This window comes from Pradoshia eiseniae (assembly GCF_002946355.1).
GTDB lineage: Bacteria > Bacillota > Bacilli > Bacillales > Pradoshiaceae > Pradoshia > Pradoshia eiseniae.
Genome location: NZ_PKOZ01000002.1, coordinates 307,268 through 325,706, shown reverse-complemented (window position 1 = coordinate 325,706; position 18,439 = coordinate 307,268). Strand labels below are relative to the sequence as shown.

The window sequence follows — 18,439 nt, the reverse complement described above, 5'->3', positions numbered from 1 at the left end:
GACTGAATAATAATCTATATATCGACAATTGAGTTTAAGATTTTAAGACCATTTTACTATATAATTAAAATGCTGAGAACTTTAATTATTATATGAGAATGGATTTCCATGAAAATTGAAGTCATTCTCTTCAAATAACTGTGTTTTCTTATTCGACTTATTAACTACTGTTGGGGTTGTGTTTTGAAATTGAGGTTGAGAGGTTATATATATTATAGAAGCTTTGGTGAACAATATCAGGAGGGAAAATCAATAATGATCTAATACAGGATGTAATATAGGTACGACACCAACACTTAGATGAAAAGTTTTAATAATATACACACATACCTATAACATCGGAGCCAAAAGAGTAAACTCTTTACATTCTTGATAGAGAATATTAAACCTTTTATGCTTTAAGTTAATTAAAAGTAAGTTTTAGGAGATATCAAATATGAAAAATAACTATAGAAGTACAGCACAAGAATTACTACAAGACAAACAATTAAACATTCTTAATCATCCTAATTCATTGAAAAACAAATTATTCAAAAAAAAGAAGCTTGTAACAGTTATCTGTGCCTCCTATAATGCAGAAAAAACCATTAGCAAGATGATTGAATCCGTCATTGACCAAACCCTTGGGATGGAAAACATAGAACTAATCATTGTAGATGATTGTTCCACCGATAAAACGACTGAGATTATTCAAAGCTATACGAATTCCTATTCAAATATTTCATTAGTGAAGCTCAAACAAAACACTGGTACACCAGGAATCCCAAGAAATATTGGTATTGAGCTTGCAACCGGAAGATACATCTCCTTCATTGATGCAGATGATTGGTTTCATCCAAACGGGCTCAAAACTTTGAGTGACATCTTGGAAGAAACAGGAGATTATTATGCAGTAGGCAAAACTATTAAAGTTAGCACCAACGGTGAGAGCATTATTGGTGAATGGCAATCAAATAAAGAAAGACGGAGTGTATCTCCTTTTGATATCCCATATTTCTTCTATCATTTGGGGCCGCCTGCTAGGATGGTAAAATCCTCATTGCTTTATGAACATCATATTGGTTTTCCTGAAATGAAGTTTGCCGAAGATAAGTTATTTTTCATGGATGTCCTATTAAATAGTCCTTCCGTATCGACGACAAAAGAAATTATTTATTATGCCAATCGGCTAGAAGAAAATACACAATCTCTCACAAGAATAACTAGCGTGCTAGATAAAAGATTCTCTGATTTAAAGGTTATCAAGCATATCAAAGACAAGAAACTTCCTGTCGAGCAGGAGAAGGTGCTACTAAATCGTATTTATGAATATGATTTTTTAAGAACGTTTGACAGCATGGTATTCGTCAATTCTAAGGAAAAGCAAAAGTTTTTCGACTTGCTAGGAATGGCATATGAAACGACAAAGGACTTATCCTATAACTTTCTTGAAAATATTGAGCATCCAACATACAAGCTTGCGATGGAGCTTTATATCGAAGGTCAGATAGAGGATTTCATCAAGTTATTTACGTGGGTAAAAAAGGATAAATATAAAAAGTACGTTATCCAAGATAATATTGCCTATTTTGAGGTGCCATTCTTAACTGATGAACGAAGATTTGTTGAAATTGCCATGTTTGTTAGAGCCTTAGACTCTTATTATTCAAACAACCAATTTGTTCAGCAAGTAGAAGTATACAGCAGAAATATAGAGGAAATTAACTCTATACTCATCAGAGACCGTAACCGTGTTGATAATGAAATAGAATGCAGCTTGAAGTTTCTTCCTGGCTCAACGTCTCTGGCCTACTTTGAAGTGGACGTAGCAGCAATTGAACAATTACAGAATTCTGCATTCACATTATTCTTGAAGTATGCTGACTATAAGTTAGCTAATATCAAAAAAATTAACAAAACATCAATTAACTATAAAAACAAAACGCTAGAATTTTATATCACCCTCGCTAATAATCTAGGGCTTTCTATAAAAACCAAATAATTTTCTTTAATAATAAAAACAAAATAGAAGTTTCTATTTCAAAAATGCAAAGCCGGTGAAGGTTTTACAATAAGTAAAACCTTCACCGGCTGTTTTTACAGTAGAATATACATTTTTCTCTTTTCTCTAAATCTCACTTATTCAATTCACGATATAAATATGTGCCTGAGCACCAGCCAATCGTTCCATCATTCAGCTTAACTTGGTACCAGCCATTGCTAGTGACAGGTTTATGATTAGCATCCACAACTAGTTCTACATATTCATAGTTATAGAGTATGCCAACAACGGACCCGGCTGTGCTAGCGCTTGAGCGGACGTTTAATGATGTCGCTGTTACGCGCGCCAGATTTTTCACCGTCATATAATTATGATAGCTGCTAAGGCTAACTTTATTGGTATAGTAGGTTTTCCCGTTGTACTTGATCGTTAGCCAGTAATCATTCCATTTCTCAAGGAGGTTGAAGGTTGCTCCTTTCGAGATGGTTGCAGCGACTGTGCTTGTGCTTCCTTTTGTGCTATATAAGTTAATGCTTGCATTCGAAACCGCGATTGTGCCAGCTGGGAAAACATCCTTGCCGTTCGGATAAGATGGTCTTGATGGCACCGTCGTGTTAGCGGTTTGGCTTTTCGCCCCTTCATTGCTGTAGGAGAGCATCCCAGACATATGTTTCGCAATGGCATTGCCCCAATTGGAGTCACTCGCATAATAGAAGTTCATGCCCTTACTTAAGGAATCAATGCGTCCGCCATTAACATTTTTAACCGTATAACCAAGGTAAGCACCTTTATATTTCCAGTTGCCAGGATTTAGATAGGTTGCTTTCATTTCTTGAGCAATATATTCAATATTGCTTTTAACTGTTGAAAATTTCACTGCCCCGACAAACGGCGCTAAGTCATATGCCCCAAAGCCGAATAGATTGTTTTTCGCCATGGAAATGGTTGATTTTCCATAATTGCTTTCATGAATCGCATGAGCAGCTAAATAGAGAGCGTTCACACCATGCTTCTCAGCTGCCGCAATAATGGTCGCTCCTTCTCCATGCAGTACACTATTAGAGGATGTTGCACTTTTAGCAATATAAGCATTGATTTGAGCTGCTGTTACGGATGATTTTTTCCGTAAATCCATGAATAAATAACTGCTTTGGTTACTTTCATAGCTCTTGATTTTTGCCGCGTTCGCTTCTGTGATCAAATAATTGCCTGAAGCAAAGCCCGTCTTTCCATTATAGGTTACCTGGAACCAGCCGTTTGAAGTTTTATAAGCAGTTGAAACCGTCGTTCCTGCCGGAATCGATGTCAATAAAGTGGCTGATGTTGTATCAGAAGCACGTAAATTAAGGTTACTGGCTGTAACATAATTCACTTTTGTGATGGCTGTACCATTAGGCAAATCAGACGGCTTTGTCGTTGTTGAACCAGATGTCGTACCTGAACCTGTAGCAGCCCCCGTACTTGCCGTAACTTTCGAGAAGTTATTGATTAACACATAACCCGTTTTCCCCTTATAAGTCGTTTTATACCAGTTACCTATCTTATAGGTCGTGGTGATTGACGCTCCTTTAGGAATCGTGATAAGTGACGTATGTTTTGCTCCCGCAAAGGAATAAAGAGTTGCATTCACCTTCGCCTTATAAGTCAATTTCTTGAAGGAGGAGGCCGTCACTTTGGTTACCTCGGTTGATTTAACAAAATAGTTTTTGCCCTTATACGAAACCCTGTACCATGTTTCACCCTTGCTATTTACGACCCTTTGGGTTGACTCAAATGCATTATCTGCCGGTATGGAATATACAGTGGCTTTCTTCGTATCCGGTGTAGAACGCAAAGATGCTTTTTTGGTCGTCTTATAAAGCGTTTTGTTCGTCGATGTATACTGATAATACTCTTTTACATATGTATTTTTGACCCAGCCAGTTTTCGAACCATACTTCACCTTATACCATGACCCTGATTTGGCCGTTGCCGTAACTACCTTGCCTTTCGGAATCGTCGTCAGCACCTTGCCTGATGTCGATGCCTTCGATCGTATATTAACATTAGCCGTTGTTTTGAATTTTGTTGCGGCGATGCTCGTTGAGGTCGTAGTCGTTGTCTTTTTTACATATTTAGAGCTAACCCAGCCAGTTTTCGAACTATACTTTACCTTATACCATGATCCTGATTTAGCTGTTGCCGTAACTATCTTGCCTTTCGGGATTGTCATCAAAATCTTGCCTGATGTCGATGCCTTCGATCGCATATTAACATTAGCCGTTGTTTTAAATTTTGTTGCGGCTATGCTTGTTGAAGTCGTAGTCGTTGTCTTTTTTACATATTTGGAACTGACAAACCCTGTTTTCGAGCTGTACTTAACCTTATACCAGCTTCCTGAAGTGGAAATATAGGTTATCTTCTTCCCCTTCGGAATCGTTAATAAAATGGCTGAAGAAGTACTCGCACTTTTCCTTAGATTCAAATTGGCCGTTGTCGTATACGTTGTTACAGTTGCTGCATCGGCTTCTCCACTAATTGCAGGAACAGCCATGCCACTGGCGAGCATTCCGAACAACAAAAATAGAGACAGCCCTACTACCCTCAGCTGTTTCACTCCAAGTCTCAGCAAAAATAAAACCCCGCTCTCATTTCTGCCGGATTAAGTTGTAATAATATCAATCTCTCAATCTCCTTTACATTTTTTCAGTTTCTTTACATATTACGACAAAAGTTTCGAATTTTCGGGGGGACTAGCAAAAATTCAGCGTAGCAGCCTTAACCAAAATAATCGCCTTGCACCATCACTCTCACTGGCAAATAAGCAAAAAAAGACAGATAGAGACTTGTTCTCCATCTGTCTAGCTAACTTTATTGTGTAATGCTTGTATCCATTTCTGCTGGTGTCTCTACAGCCGGGTTCTCTTCTGCTTGATTTGGCTCAGCTGTTTCAGCGGCCAGGGGTTCTTCAGCCGGTTCTTTCAGCAACTCTGGTTCAGCTTCTAGTTCTTTCTCTGTTTCTGGTGCTGGTTCAGGGGCTGGGGATAAGGCAGCTTCAATTTGCTTGATGAGCTTCTGCTTCCAAGTATTTAAGCTAGCCTCGTAAGTCTTATAGGTTGGATAACGTTTGGAATCTGCCTTTAGTTTCTTCGATTTATCCTCCATGACTTTCAGGCTGTCAAGATTCTTCTTGGCTTCCTCGTATTTCTTCTCTTTTACTTGCTTTTCCATCACAATCAGCAAGTTAACACGGTCTTTTTCATACTGATTATTCATTCTTGTGTTCACAGCTGGTGTGATGTATTTAGTCTTGAAGAGGCTGCGCACTTCAGCTGTATAGACGGCGCCTATTTTTTTCTCCATTGTCGTGATGGATTTGTTCAACGTATTGTATTTTGAGTTAATATTCGTATCTGCTTTACCAGCCTTCATATAATTAATCATGGCTGTTTGGTTCTTTTGTAGTATCGCCCCTTCCTTCACTGCATTCTGGAAGGCGAGCGAACGTTTTTGATGGGTCTTCATATCATTGATGTCAGCCTTGATTCCTTTTGTATATTTAGAAGGAAGAGATTTCACCTTCTTCTCAAGCGCCGCGATATCCTTTGTTACCGTATTATAGAGTTTCTGATGGGCACTTGTGATTTTCAAATCAGCTGTCTTCTTAATGTTTGTTGCATAATACGATTTTAATTTAGCGGCATTTTTCTTCTTCGCCGTTGAGTCCTTCTTCACAGCGTCGGCTGCCTTTTTGTCACGCGCATCCTTCAACTTGATGCTTTCCTGTGCCGCATACAGACTAACCGCTTTATTTTGGCTCCATACACGCGAGAAGGCAGAAAGCGGCAATTCTGTTTCTACGACATATTTGCCGATCTCAGGCGTAAAGCCAGGCTTTTTCTTTTTACTGATGAACCAGTCTGTGAAGCCGCCGCCAGACGGATTAGGGCCCGGATAGACGAGGGAATAGCCTGTCATGCTGCCAATTTTCTTTGCATATATGAGGTCGCGTTTTTTGTTTGCAGCACTTTGTTTATAATTCCAGTATAATACCTCTCCGCTTGAATGATAGGCAATCGCCATTTCTGGGTTGATTTGATTAACGAAGGAGATGATTGCTTTTACCTCTTTTGCGCTTTCAGGGGTCTTTCCTTTGTAGTTTTTGTAGCTTGGTGATTTGGGAGAATTCTTAATTGCGCTCCAGCCGGCATTATATTGCCTGTTCAAGTCAATGCCTTTCGCATTAGCCTTCCATCGCTTGAAATTCTTGCTGCCTTTATTCATCTTAATCAATGAGCTATGTGTGCTTTTCGGAAAAGCATTCAGTCCTTGCTGCTGCAAGGTAACTCCATCCGGATTGACCATGGGCACGAACCATAAAGTTGAGGAATTCAAGAGGCTCCTCACATTGTAGCCGCCAATTTTCTTATTCCCTTTATAGGCTGCCGCATACTGATCAATCAATTCCATATTCAAACTTGTTGTCATCCATTCCCGCGCATGATGGGAACCATTGATGAACACCTTTGCGGAGCCTTTCCCAAGACTGACCGCATAAATATTCCGTCCATATTCTGACTTGCCTATCGTTTTAACCTTAACTAAGTCCGGGTATTGCTGCTGCAGCTCTTTAATATCCTTGCCAAGCTGTGTGTATGTATATTTCTTTGTTGGGTCAACAAATGACTTTGCCGCCGCATTTCCCCCTGTCGGCAGGAATGCCATGATGACTATGATAGACAAAATGAACAACCCATACCTTAATCGAATCCCTTTCACTAATTGTGTACCTCCTCTATATTCGTTCAACTCACAAAATAGAGTATATACTATTTTAAATATTAATAATGTTAAAAATATAATACAAAATTAAGATTCACTGACACCCCCGACTCACAGGTGTATCGCAAAGCTGACTTCATATCATAAACCCCATCTCCCCTCCACCTCTCCTGCGGCTAAAAGACAATCTTCATCTATTCTGTTCAGCACTAACAATCTCTTTTGCTTTTATGAGGCAATCTAGTAAAATGAACAAAGGAGTTCTATTTCGAAGGAGATTTATATGCAGAAGAATGCAACAGACATACAGGGCATCCCTTTTTACCCCACTACCATAAAGGAATTTGTTCATCAGGAATTAAAGGAGCGCATCGATGAGGAAAAACAGACCTTCATCGTGACAGCAAATCCGGAGATTGTGGAATATGCCCGCGTCCATGAAGATTATCGCAATATGATTTTACAAGCTGACTATATTGTCCCTGATGGTATAGGAATCATCATTGCTTCCAAAATACTGAACAAACCGCTCAAGGAACGCGTAACTGGCTTTGACATGATGCATGAATTTTTCAAGATGGATACAAAGCGTCCTCTTCGTGTTTATATGCTCGGTGCAGAGGAAGAGGTTATCGTCGCAGCAGCGAAGAAAGTGACGGAAATGTATCCGCAGATTGAACTCGTTGGATATCATAATGGCTTCTTTGACCTGGAGGATGAAGAATTGGCAGCAGGAATGGCTGCACTTGAACCAGATATTATTCTGCTTGGGATGGGATTTCCACGACAGGAAAAGTGGATTATAAAGTACCGGAGGAAATTTAGAAAAGGCCTGTTCATCGGAATCGGCGGCAGCTTTGACGTTCTCGCCGGCAAATTGAACCGTGCGCCTGACATTTGGATTAAACTCAATCTCGAATGGCTCTATCGCCTCCTCCAGCAGCCAAGCCGCTGGAGGCGTATGATCGCGCTCCCTTTATTCCTGCTAAGAATCATCAAACAAAAAATCACAAACCCATGAATGGATGATGACCTTTCCACCTACCTTCAACAGGTTTAGGGGAAAAGTCATCTTTTATGTTTCGACATAACATGTTAACATTAACCTAACATTTCCCCATGAATCTCCATAGTTAGGTGATTCCAATTTTCATATTTTGGAAGTAATTGTTAAACTATATTGTCATTTTTATTTTTTAGTAGTGTATTTTAGGCAAAACGTATATAATTTATATTTGAGATTGAGATATGCAGGTTATAACAACACTGTTATGTTTCATAAATACACGTCATGGGTACGTGTAATCCAGATATCAAAAGAGGGTGGATATATTGTATCTAATCGCAGCTTTTTTAGTTGCCGTCGTACTGACTTTACTCTTCACCCCATATGTCATTAAATTGGCACACAAAATCGGTGCAACTGATAGACCTAATAATCGCAAAGTACATTCCAAGATCATGCCAAGCATGGGCGGACTGGCTATATTCTTGAGCTTCATCATCACAATGTCGATTTTTTTACCCGGACTATCAAGCTCTAGAACATACACTTCCATCCTTATTGGCGCAACGATTATCATCCTTCTAGGAATCTATGATGATAAATTCGAAATTAGCGCGAAGGTTAAGCTCTTGGGACAAATTGTTGCAGCACTGATTATTGTTGTCGGCGGTAATATCCAGGTGAATTTCATTAACACACCATTTGGCGAACCAATCCATTTCGGGTTTTTAGCTATTCCGCTAACCGTCATCTGGATTGTCGGGATTACCAACGCAATCAATTTAATTGATGGGCTTGATGGGTTAGCAGCCGGAGTATCAACGATAGCTTTGTTAACTATTGCTGGTATGGCCGTATTCAAAATTGGCGATATGTTCGTTGCCTTGATTGCCTTAGTACTGGCAGGCAGCACATTAGGCTTCTTGAAGTTTAACTTCTTCCCTGCAAAGATTTTCATGGGAGACACTGGCGCCATGTTCCTAGGGTTCATGATTGCCGTATTATCCCTGCTTGGATTCAAAAACGTCACGGTGATTTCCTTGATCATTCCAATCGTGATTCTTGGTGTACCAATCTCAGATACATTCTATGCAATCGTGCGAAGGGTCCTTCACAAAAAACCCCTGTCTGCACCAGATAAATCACATCTGCATCACTGTTTATTACGTCTCGGTTATTCACACCGTACAACAGTCCTGCTGATTTATGCAATGGCTGCATCATTCGGCGTGGCAGCGTTCATCTTCTCCATGGCAACATTATGGGGTGCAATTTTCATGATTGCGGTTCTCCTCATTGCCCTAGAGATCCTAGTCGAACGCATCGGGCTGCTCGGCGAAGATTATCGCCCGCTTCATAAATTAATTGTCCATGTTAGAAATCGTCCATAATGTTTCTAGATAACTGCCGTCCCTTGTTGGAGCGGCAGTTTTTTTGTGGTTCCGAGGACTTCAAAATGCTGTCTTGAATAGCTAACTCGAAGTCGGGTTCCGAATGGTTCGGAGGATGAATAATCAGTAATTATAGGATGAGCTAACTATGCGGGAGTTATGTATTTGACTGGCTTATGTTAGAGTACACTTGGAGCGGCTTCCCTAATTGGAACTTCCTTGGTTATAGAAGCCATGCTATTTTCAGCATAAACAAAAACAGACAAAGAGCCAATGCTCCCTGTCTGTTCAGACTATACAATTATTCAGTTTCACTGCTCTCCTGCATAATCACCAGTTGCTGAGGCATCAGTGCTTGATTCCGCTGTTTTTTTCACGTCCATGTGGACTTGCAGTTCTTCTATCGTGGAGGCTAGGGCTGCTTCATCAAGCTGGTAGTAGTACGTTCCGTTGATGTAAGAGTCCGACCCCTTAAGATTAAGTGTTTCAATTCTTAAGTTGCTCGCCATCACATAGTGCGTGAAGCCTTTCATTTCGGAGAATGTCATGTTCGTTTTCATGTTATGACCGATGCCTTGGATGACATTGGCGTATTTCGTGATGGATGAAGCGGATGAGGCTTTCTCCACAATCGCTTGGATGAGCTGTTGCTGGCGTTTTCCGCGTTCGATATCACTGTCTTTCTTTCTTGTACGGGCGAAAGCAAGTGCTTCTTCCCCGTCCAAGGTCTGCTTGCCCTCTTCAATTGTGATGGCACCTGCTTTATCAGTGGAGTCCTGTTCCGTAAATGTGTACGGTACATCCACTGTAACACCACCGAGTGCATCAACAACTTCAACGAAAGCGTTGAAGTTCATTTTGACATAATAGTCTACCGGCACTTTAAGCAGGTTTTCGACTGTGTCAATCGTGTATTCTACTCCGCCATAGGCATGAGCATGAGTGATTTTAGAATAACGATCCTTGCCAGGGATATAGACGTAGGAATCACGCGGAATGCTTAATAATTTAACGGACTTGTCATCATCATTAAATGTGGCAAGCAATAATGCGTCTGTCCGTGATCCCTTCCCGCTGTTTCGGACATCGCTATCGTCGACACCCATGAATAGGACGGATACATTGTCATCGGCCGGATTTACTGGCCGTTCTTTAGCTGTTGAGCCATCATAAGAATCCTTAAGCACATCTGAAGCTGTATAGTAAAGATAGCCAGCATATCCGCCAACAGCTAAGATAAGCGTAAGAATGGGTAATACAATAAAAGCGAAAATTCGACGTCTTCGTATCTTTTTTCGTCTTTTTTCGCGAATGACATGCCTGTTCTGCATATTTTTCTCCTTTATAGTAAAGTAAAAGGTAATTTGATTTTTTTATATCAGTATTCATTCTACTCCTTTTCTCATCTGCCGTAAATTTTTTTTTAAATCAGAAGAACCATTTAATACGAGAAAAACCACTTAGACATGAAAGAATAAGTGGTTTTTTCGTCATTCATTTATTAATGTCCCTACCAAAATGTACCGTTCAGGAGCATCACCGATATAGTCAAAGGGATAGCAGGTTGTCACAGTCAAGGTAGCGCGCGGCTTTGGTACGATGACTGTGCGGTCATCTGCATCGACAATGCGTACCTGACGCACTTTGTAGGTAAATTCCCCTGCAGTTGTTTTTACCTTTAGAAGATCACCGACTCCTACCTCTCCAAGCCGGCGAAAAACAGTGTCACGATGGCCGGAAAGCACGGAGTTATCCTTCTCACCGGGAAGGACACTGTTCGCATAATGACCGACGCCCTTCTCCAGCTCATCCTCATCTGTTCCCTCGACAATCGGCAGGCTTGCCGATATTTTCGGAATGATCAATTCCCCGAATGTCTCGCCTTCAGCAGGATATTCGCTATACAATTCTTTTTCTTCCCGCTTCTCTTTCGGTGCCGATTGCACCGGAGCAGGTAGTTCTTTTTCCTTCACTTCTATATCAGGCACATCGGCTTGGGCAAAGAAGGGCAAGCTATTTTTGATGACCAGACCAATTCCCGCGAGGATGAGCAAGATGGACAACAGAAGAGTTAATCTGGCCTTGCTCATTTAAGCGGATTTCCTTCTGCGGTAGATAAGCATGCCAGTTCCTAGGCCAGTAAGCGCAGTGCCTAGCAGGATGCCTTCAGCATAGCTGCCGGCCGTGTTTGGCAATTTACCGCCGTGTTCCGTTTTCGTCACCTTCTTAATAGGCTTCTTTTTCTCCGCTTGGACTAACGGCTTTGTAACCTTGTCCACTTCTTCCTTGATTAGGTCGGAACCGAAATCCTCTGCGGTGAAAATCATGTCAGCGAGAAACACTCCTTCGCGATTGTACAATTCAATAAGAAGATCAGCTCCATTGGTCGTTTCCATGTACATTAGCTTGTTCAATGTTACCGGCTGCTTGGAATCTCCCTTGACGAGATAGTATTTCGCTTCAATCTGGACGATATTCAAGATTTCATTGAAGACGGACACTAGCTCATTCATTTGCGCTTCGGTCAGTTCGTCGGCACTCTCGAATTCAGGCAATTGCATAAGTCGCTCATCAAGGGCCAGTAAGCGTTCAAAGATTGTTTCGTCATTCTCAGCTACACTAATAAAATGATAGATTAGCCTTTCCAGTTCTTGTTCTGTGAGACCGATTTCACCAAAGCCAGCCATAATGGCATCTAGAAATTCGTCCGTCATGTCCTCATTGAAATAATAGTTAATCAATGCTTCCTCTAAATCCTCAATGTACTGGAAGTTTTCTAAGGTATCACCCATCTCTTCCAAGATTGCATCCAGCTCTGTACGTGTAATCTCAAAGCTATCAAGGAGTTCCTGCAGATTTTCGTCCGTAATTGGTGTTAGCTCTGGAGGCTCGTAAGTATCGAGAAGAATATAAAGAGCATTAACATAAATAAATTCTTCCTCCAGCGTGCTGCCTTCTTCAAGGTCACCATACATCAGCAGTTCATCCGTCAATTCCTGCCTGCTCCCGTATCCATAATAGGCAACAAGCTCTTCGATGTTTTCATTATTCATCTTCGCGCCAAGTATCTCCTTCAGCCCTTCGACATCTTTGACGTTGGAGAGTTCATCGACAAAATAATACTCATAATACTCCTCGAATTCTTCCACACTGGAGAAGCCTTCTGCTTTGACGAATGCCTCAAGTGAAGCCTCATCCGTAATGGCAAACCCAATACCCGGCTTCAAGCAGGTGAATAGCAGCAATCCCGCTACAAGCAACAACCAATTCCGTCTCATCTCATTTCCCCCCGAAAAGTTACTTTCTATTACTCAAGTATAGTATCTTTTTACAATTATTTCTATTCTATTTTTTCAGAACTTTTTGGTTATAACCCTTGCTTTTATTGCCAGCTTCATCTATAAGAATGACCTTGATGACGGTGCCGGTCTTTTGCTTCTTGATGCTTATGGCAAACTGGCCATTTTTGTCTGCCTTCACGGGCTTTGCCAACTGTTTTTTCCCAACCTCTAGGATAACCTTTGCCCTCGCCTCAGTCTTTCCTGTGATTTTTGTCGTTGTTTGAGTGATTTTACTGATTTTCTTTAATGCTGGCGGTGTTTTATCCTTTACAGTGACTTTTGTTGCCTTGCTGACATTCTTCGCTTTATCTGTCGCCGTAACCATTAAAATGGATCCGGCCTTTTGCTTTGATTTCAGCTTAAGTGTATACTTGCCGGCTTTGTCTGCCGCTCCGCACGTAATGGTTTGTTTGCCATTTTTGATGGAGATGACTGCTGCCGCCTCTGCCGTTCCCTTTATGGTCATACTGTTGTCAGCCACTTGTTGAACCTTCGGCGCATTTGGCGGTGTAACGTCCTTGACCGTTTTCGTGACCGGCCAGCTCTCATTGCCTTCTCGGTCTATGAGTTTCACGCTAACCTTGCTGCCAGCAGACATTTTCCCTGCGTCAAGCGCCAAGGAAAAAGCAGATGAGTAGTCAGCAGCCCTTGTAATTGTCTTCCCATTAACCGTCACATAAATATTCCCTTGAAAACCGCTTGAATAGGCCAAGGATATTTTCGTTTGTTTATCTGTAACATCTGCCACCTTTGGTGAAGTGAGCAAACGATATTTCAGCACATTCGCTGCATCGACCCTTGGGTAGTCATAATACTTTCCTGTCCGCGGATTCTTCAGCCTCTTGCCCTTATTAAGTATACGGTGGGTAACCTGCTCGGCCGTTAATTTCGGCTCCTTCGACCAGATTAGCGCAGCGACACCGGCTACAATTGGAGTAGCCATCGAGGTACCTGAATAGGTCCCATATTTCCCCTTCGGTAAGGTTGACAGGATGTCTGTTCCTGGTGCCAAAATATCAACCGTTCTGCCGTAATTGGAGTACTTGGCCATGACGTCGTATTGCGTCGTTGCACCGACTGAGATGACATTATTATAGCCAGCCGGGTAATTAACCGTGTAGATCCCATCATTTCCTGCTGCCGCAACAATCAATACACCCTTATTATAAGCCTTCTGGATGGCTTCATTTAACGCTTTGGAATACATCTCCATCCCCATGCTCATATTAATGATATCCGCTCCGTTCTTGACGGCGTATTCTATTCCTCGGATGATTTCAGAGGTATACGCCAATTGCCCACGAAACACATTGACCGGCATAATTTTGGCACCGGGAGCCACTCCAGAGACGCCAACCCCATTATTGGCGCTTGCCGCGATAATGCCGCCAACATGGGTTCCGTGTTCACCGACAGGAACTTTTGAATTGCTTGTTAAAACATTGAATGGTTTGACGATATTACCTTTAAGATCGGGATGCTGGGCATCTATTCCATCATCTATGACAGCAACAACGATTTGTCCGCTGCCCAAACCAGACTCCCACGCTCTCTCGCTGTGAATGATTTGATGATGCCATTGTTCGGCATATCTCTCATCATTCGGAATGACCTTACGGGTTACTGTGTAATCAGGCTCTGCATAGACAACACCCGGCTGACTCTCCAACTCTTTCAAAAAGGCAGTCATGGATTGATTTGATGGTTTCTTCAGAGTGACGAGCTTATCCTGCTTAGCCAGGACTGTCGCACCAGCCTTCAGCAAACGACTGATTCCCTGGAAGTTCTCCATCTTTACAATAACTCGTTCTAAAGTCGGGTTGACAGAATTTCCGACAGCATGTCCCGATGACAAATGTGCCAATGGACTTGCGAATAGGAAAACGAGCACCACGATTAGGGAAATAAGTCTTTTCATGTCGTTTAACCTCCAGTATATTACCCATTTTTCTCTAGTTTATCATTCTTATAATGTAATAACATGATACTTTTTACGCATTACTGTAGAAACATGTTTTATCTTAATTTTTCCTGTGTTACTATAATATAGTAGACAAATTGAAAGGAGCGAAGTCGAAAAAATGAAGAAAGAAGCAGTCGCATTTGCTGCCGTTGCCATCATGGCAACTTCATACGCCAGTTCCGCTTCCGCTGATTCCTTAACCTACACAATCAAAAAAGGCGATACTTTATCAGCCATAGCTAATAAAAGCGGAACAACCGTTGCAGCATTAAAGAAATTAAACAATTTAAAATCTGATTTAATTTTCCCTAACCAAGTCCTTCTTCTAGAGAAAAAGGCTGCAGCCAAACCGGACAAGCAGCCTTCAAAAAGCTCAGCCAAGACCTATACAGTGGTCGCTGGAGATAATCTTTCAAAGATTGCCTCAAAAAACAAGGTAACCGTCAATAACCTCATGGCCTGGAATAATTTAAAAAGCACGATCATTTACCCAAATCAGGTATTGAGACTATCAGGATTCTCTACGAGCACTCCGGTGGAAAATAATCCACCGAAGAAGGATAACCCGCCAAAAAGCGGCAGCACGACAGCCTACACTGTAAAACGCGGTGATACATTAGGTGCCATCGGGAAAGCTTATGGGATGAGCGTCTCTTCACTCAAATCATTAAACGACCTGAAATCTGACATGATCTATGTCGGACAGAAGCTCCAGATATCTGGCGGGATAACTCCAGCCCCATCTGTGACGCCGCCAGCAAAAGAAGCGCCATCTGAATCCAGTGCCTTCGTAAACAAACTCATTGCCGAGAGCAAGAAGCTGATTGGCATTAAATACGTCTTCGGCGGAACAACGATCAATGGCTTTGACTGCAGCGGCTTCATTTACTATGCATTCAATAAGGCAGGCCATAAGATTGGGCGTTATTCGGCCGCAGGCTATTACGACCGCTCCTACTACGTGAATACACCGAAGCCGGGTGACTTAGTATTCTTTGAAAATACGTATAAGAAGGGAATCTCCCACTTAGGTATTTATATCGGGAATAATCAGTTCATCAATGCGGATAATAGCGGCGTGAGGATTGTAAGTTTGGATAATTCTTATTACAAGAAGCACTTTTCTGCTTTTAAACGTTTGTATTAATAGTTTCTAAAAAAGCGCCCTTTTCGAGCGCTTTTCTTTTTCCTATAATCACTGGACAAATTACATAGAGGTTTTATATGATTATTTATGGGTTACTATATAGAGAGTGTTCATTTGCATTCTCATATCATTGTCTATCTCTAAGTCTATGGAAAGTGAAATCACTAGTTAAATAATGACATAGGAGGAGACCCATCATGAAGAAAGTAATCACGTACGGCACATTTGATCTGCTGCACTGGGGTCACATCAACCTGCTCAAACGGGCAAAAGAAATGGGCGACTACCTAGTTGTTGCCATATCATCTGATGATTTCAATAAACTCAAGAAAAAGAAATCCTACCATAGCTTCGAAAACCGTAAAATGATTCTAGAAGCCATCCGCTATGTGGACGAGGTAATCCCTGAAAACACATGGGAGCAAAAGATTCAGGATGTCATCGAACATGACATTGATATATTTGTGATGGGAGATGATTGGAAAGGAAAATTCGATTTCCTAAAAGATTATTGTGAAGTTGTTTACCTTCCACGTACCATCGGAATTTCTACAACCCAAATAAAGAAAGATTTATTAGCCACAAATAATAAGTAATTAAGATAAGCACTCGTATATAAATCCGAGTGCTTTTTATGTATCCATATATTATCCCCAATCACACTAGGATTATGCTTGCTTTCTCAAACCAGACGAAGTTGGAAATATCCGTAACCAAAAAAGCGAATGATACAATCTCTATCCCAACAGAACTGACTAAGCTTCTGTCAAAGTACTAAGAGCTCACACCCCACCTCTTTTTCCCTTTTAACATTTAGGTACTACACCTAGTGTTTTTTCTACAAAAAAGGACTAATTCCTAGCACTTCTCTAAGATAATCCTAGACAATACACCATGTATTTCGTATCATTAATACCATGGACTGCTTTAGCAAAACACGACATTATTTACCATTTATATATACCATTTATCTCTAAGCCTTTAAAAGGCTGCGATAGAATTATTTAGGAGGGGTCTTTATGAAGAAAGTAATTACTTATGGCACATTTGATTTATTGCATTGGGGTCACATTAATTTGCTTAAACGAGCAAAGGATTTGGGCGACTACCTAGTTGTTGCCATATCATCTGATGAATTTAACAAGTTAAAGAACAAGAAGTCTTACCACAGCTTCGAGAATCGCAAAATGATTCTTGAGGCCATCCGATATGTGGATGAAGTTATTCCTGAACACACATGGGAACAGAAAGTTCAAGATGTCAATGATCATGACATCGATGTATTCGTCATGGGCGATGACTGGGAAGGAAAATTCGATTTCTTGAAAGAACATTGCGAAGTTGTCTATTTACCTCGTACAATCGGGATTTCTACAACTCAAATTAAGAATGATTTATTAGCAGTCAATAAATAAGTGCAGGTGCCTGTTTTTAAACAGGCGCTTTTATTAAGTAAAGGGACAAGCGATTTAAAATCCACGCTTGTCCCTACTTACTTATTTGACTATAAAATCAGACGGTCGTTCAGCTGCTAATCCATTTGCCTGCAGAATGGCTTGTACAATCCTTTCGGATGCCTTTCCGTCCCCATAAGGATTTGAAGCCTTCGCCATTTTGTCATGTGCCTCTTTATTGGCGAGCAGCTCATCTGCCATCTGGAATATGGTCTCCTCATCCGTTCCCGCAAGCTTTAGTGTCCCAGCCGCAATCCCTTCCGGACGTTCGGTCGTGTCACGCAGCACAAGGACAGGTACACCAAGGGATGGCGCTTCTTCCTGAACACCACCTGAATCACTCATGATTAAATATGCTCTAGAGGCAAAGTTATGGAAATCAATGACATCAAGCGGTTCAATTAGATGAACCCGCTCATTCTCCCCAAGAATCTCTCCTGCGAGCTCCCTCACAACCGGATTCATATGGACCGGATAGACAACCTGGATATCCGAATACTTGTTAATCAATCGATTGATTGAACGGAATATATGGCGCATCGGCTCACCGATATTCTCGCGACGATGGGCTGTCATGAGGATGAGACGGTCACCGCTAAGTTTATCAAGCACCGGATGATGGTAGTCCTCCTTCACAGTCGTTGCAAGTGCATCAATAGCCGTATTGCCGGTCACATAAATAGACGACTCCTGCTTATTCTCCTCAAGCAGATTCTGCTTCGCCTGCTTGGTCGGCGAGAAATGATAATCCGCAAGAACACCAGTCAGCTGACGGTTCATTTCCTCTGGATAAGGCGAATATTTATTATGCGTCCGAAGACCTGCCTCGACATGACCGACGGCGATGGAATGATAGTACGCAGCGAGGCTCGCGGCAAAGGTCGTTGTCGTATCCCCATGAACGAGTACGAGATCAGGCTTTACCTTGCCAAACACTTCATGCAATCCTTCCAGCGCCCTAGTCGTAATATCTGTCAGGGTTTGCTTATCCTTCATGATATTCAGGTCGTAATCCGGTTTTATTTCAAATATATTCAGCACCTGGTCCAGCATTTGACGATGCTGGGCCGTTACAGTTACATACGGTTCTATGTATTTAGGATATTTCTCCAGTTCCTTCACAAGCGGAGCCATTTTGATAGCTTCCGGCCTTGTTCCAAAAACGGTCATGACCTTCAGTTTCTTACCCATTTCATTCACTCCCTTATTCATCCATGCTGTCTTTAGTATAAATTAGCCTCTCACAAGGGTCTACCTGATTATGCTTTAAATCCATAACCCCTTTATATATTTCCATAAAAAAGCCATACTAACTGCAAATAATAGATAAAATATGCTAAAATTTAATATTGAAGTACATTAACCTATCGTCTATAAGGAGTTAAAGATGCGCAC

Annotated in this window: 13 protein-coding genes; 6 read left to right on the top strand and 7 right to left on the bottom strand. The window is 41.4% G+C overall.

Features of this window, described 5'->3' with window-relative positions:
- Positions 1–436: 436 nt before the first annotated feature.
- Complete coding sequence (locus CYL18_RS06360) at positions 437–1,981, top strand: glycosyltransferase family 2 protein (RefSeq protein WP_104848642.1); 1,545 nt, start codon at positions 437–439, stop codon at positions 1,979–1,981.
- 133 nt (positions 1,982–2,114) lie between these two features.
- On the opposite strand, the gene CYL18_RS06355 is transcribed toward CYL18_RS06360, so the two are convergent.
- Together CYL18_RS06355 and CYL18_RS06350 are read right to left on the bottom strand one after the other, a co-directional pair.
- Positions 2,115–4,592, bottom strand: coding sequence for an SH3 domain-containing protein (locus tag CYL18_RS06355; RefSeq protein ID WP_146102821.1), 2,478 nt, complete (start codon positions 4,590–4,592; stop codon positions 2,115–2,117).
- Positions 4,593–4,831: 239 nt separating this feature from the next.
- Complete coding sequence (locus tag CYL18_RS06350) at positions 4,832–6,739, bottom strand: M14 family zinc carboxypeptidase (protein ID WP_161497092.1); 1,908 nt, start codon at positions 6,737–6,739, stop codon at positions 4,832–4,834.
- A gap of 286 nt (positions 6,740–7,025) precedes the next feature.
- On the opposite strand from CYL18_RS06350, the gene CYL18_RS06345 reads away from it, so the two are divergent.
- Both CYL18_RS06345 and CYL18_RS06340 read left to right on the top strand, forming a co-directional pair.
- Positions 7,026–7,763: a WecB/TagA/CpsF family glycosyltransferase gene (locus CYL18_RS06345; RefSeq protein ID WP_104848640.1), complete on the top strand. Its 738-nt coding sequence runs from the start codon at positions 7,026–7,028 to the stop codon at positions 7,761–7,763.
- Between the two features lie 308 nt (positions 7,764–8,071).
- Positions 8,072–9,139: an MraY family glycosyltransferase gene (locus CYL18_RS06340; RefSeq protein WP_104848738.1), complete on the top strand. Its 1,068-nt coding sequence runs from the start codon at positions 8,072–8,074 to the stop codon at positions 9,137–9,139.
- 311 nt (positions 9,140–9,450) lie between these two features.
- Here the strand turns inward: CYL18_RS06340 and CYL18_RS06335 are convergent, their stop codons facing one another.
- From CYL18_RS06335 to CYL18_RS06320, 4 genes are all read right to left on the bottom strand, one after another.
- Complete coding sequence (locus CYL18_RS06335; RefSeq protein WP_104848639.1) at positions 9,451–10,470, bottom strand: LCP family protein; 1,020 nt, start codon at positions 10,468–10,470, stop codon at positions 9,451–9,453.
- 159 nt (positions 10,471–10,629) lie between these two features.
- On the bottom strand, positions 10,630–11,229 hold the full coding sequence (locus CYL18_RS06330) for a class D sortase (RefSeq protein WP_104848638.1): 600 nt from the start codon (positions 11,227–11,229) through the stop codon (positions 10,630–10,632).
- A complete protein-coding gene (locus CYL18_RS06325; protein WP_104848637.1) occupies positions 11,230–12,417 on the bottom strand; it encodes a processed acidic surface protein in 1,188 nt (395 codons plus the stop codon).
- A 67-nt stretch (positions 12,418–12,484) separates the two neighbouring features.
- On the bottom strand, positions 12,485–14,398 hold the full coding sequence (locus tag CYL18_RS06320) for a S8 family serine peptidase (RefSeq protein ID WP_104848636.1): 1,914 nt from the start codon (positions 14,396–14,398) through the stop codon (positions 12,485–12,487).
- A 163-nt stretch (positions 14,399–14,561) separates the two neighbouring features.
- Here CYL18_RS06320 and CYL18_RS06315 point away from each other — a divergent pair, with 163 nt between their 5' ends.
- From CYL18_RS06315 to tagD (CYL18_RS06305), 3 genes are all read left to right on the top strand, one after another.
- Entirely contained in the window at positions 14,562–15,590 is a 1,029-nt protein-coding gene (locus CYL18_RS06315) for a C40 family peptidase (RefSeq protein WP_104848635.1), read from the top strand.
- Between the two features lie 197 nt (positions 15,591–15,787).
- Positions 15,788–16,186, top strand: a complete 399-nt coding sequence (gene tagD / locus CYL18_RS06310; RefSeq protein ID WP_104848634.1) for a glycerol-3-phosphate cytidylyltransferase — start codon at positions 15,788–15,790, stop codon at positions 16,184–16,186.
- A gap of 423 nt (positions 16,187–16,609) precedes the next feature.
- Positions 16,610–17,005, top strand: coding sequence for a glycerol-3-phosphate cytidylyltransferase (gene tagD / locus CYL18_RS06305; RefSeq protein ID WP_104848633.1), 396 nt, complete (start codon positions 16,610–16,612; stop codon positions 17,003–17,005).
- An 81-nt stretch (positions 17,006–17,086) separates the two neighbouring features.
- Here the strand turns inward: tagD (CYL18_RS06305) and wecB are convergent, their stop codons facing one another.
- Positions 17,087–18,235, bottom strand: coding sequence for a non-hydrolyzing UDP-N-acetylglucosamine 2-epimerase (wecB, locus tag CYL18_RS06300; RefSeq protein ID WP_104848632.1), 1,149 nt, complete (start codon positions 18,233–18,235; stop codon positions 17,087–17,089).
- Between the last annotated feature and the right edge of the window lie 204 nt (positions 18,236–18,439).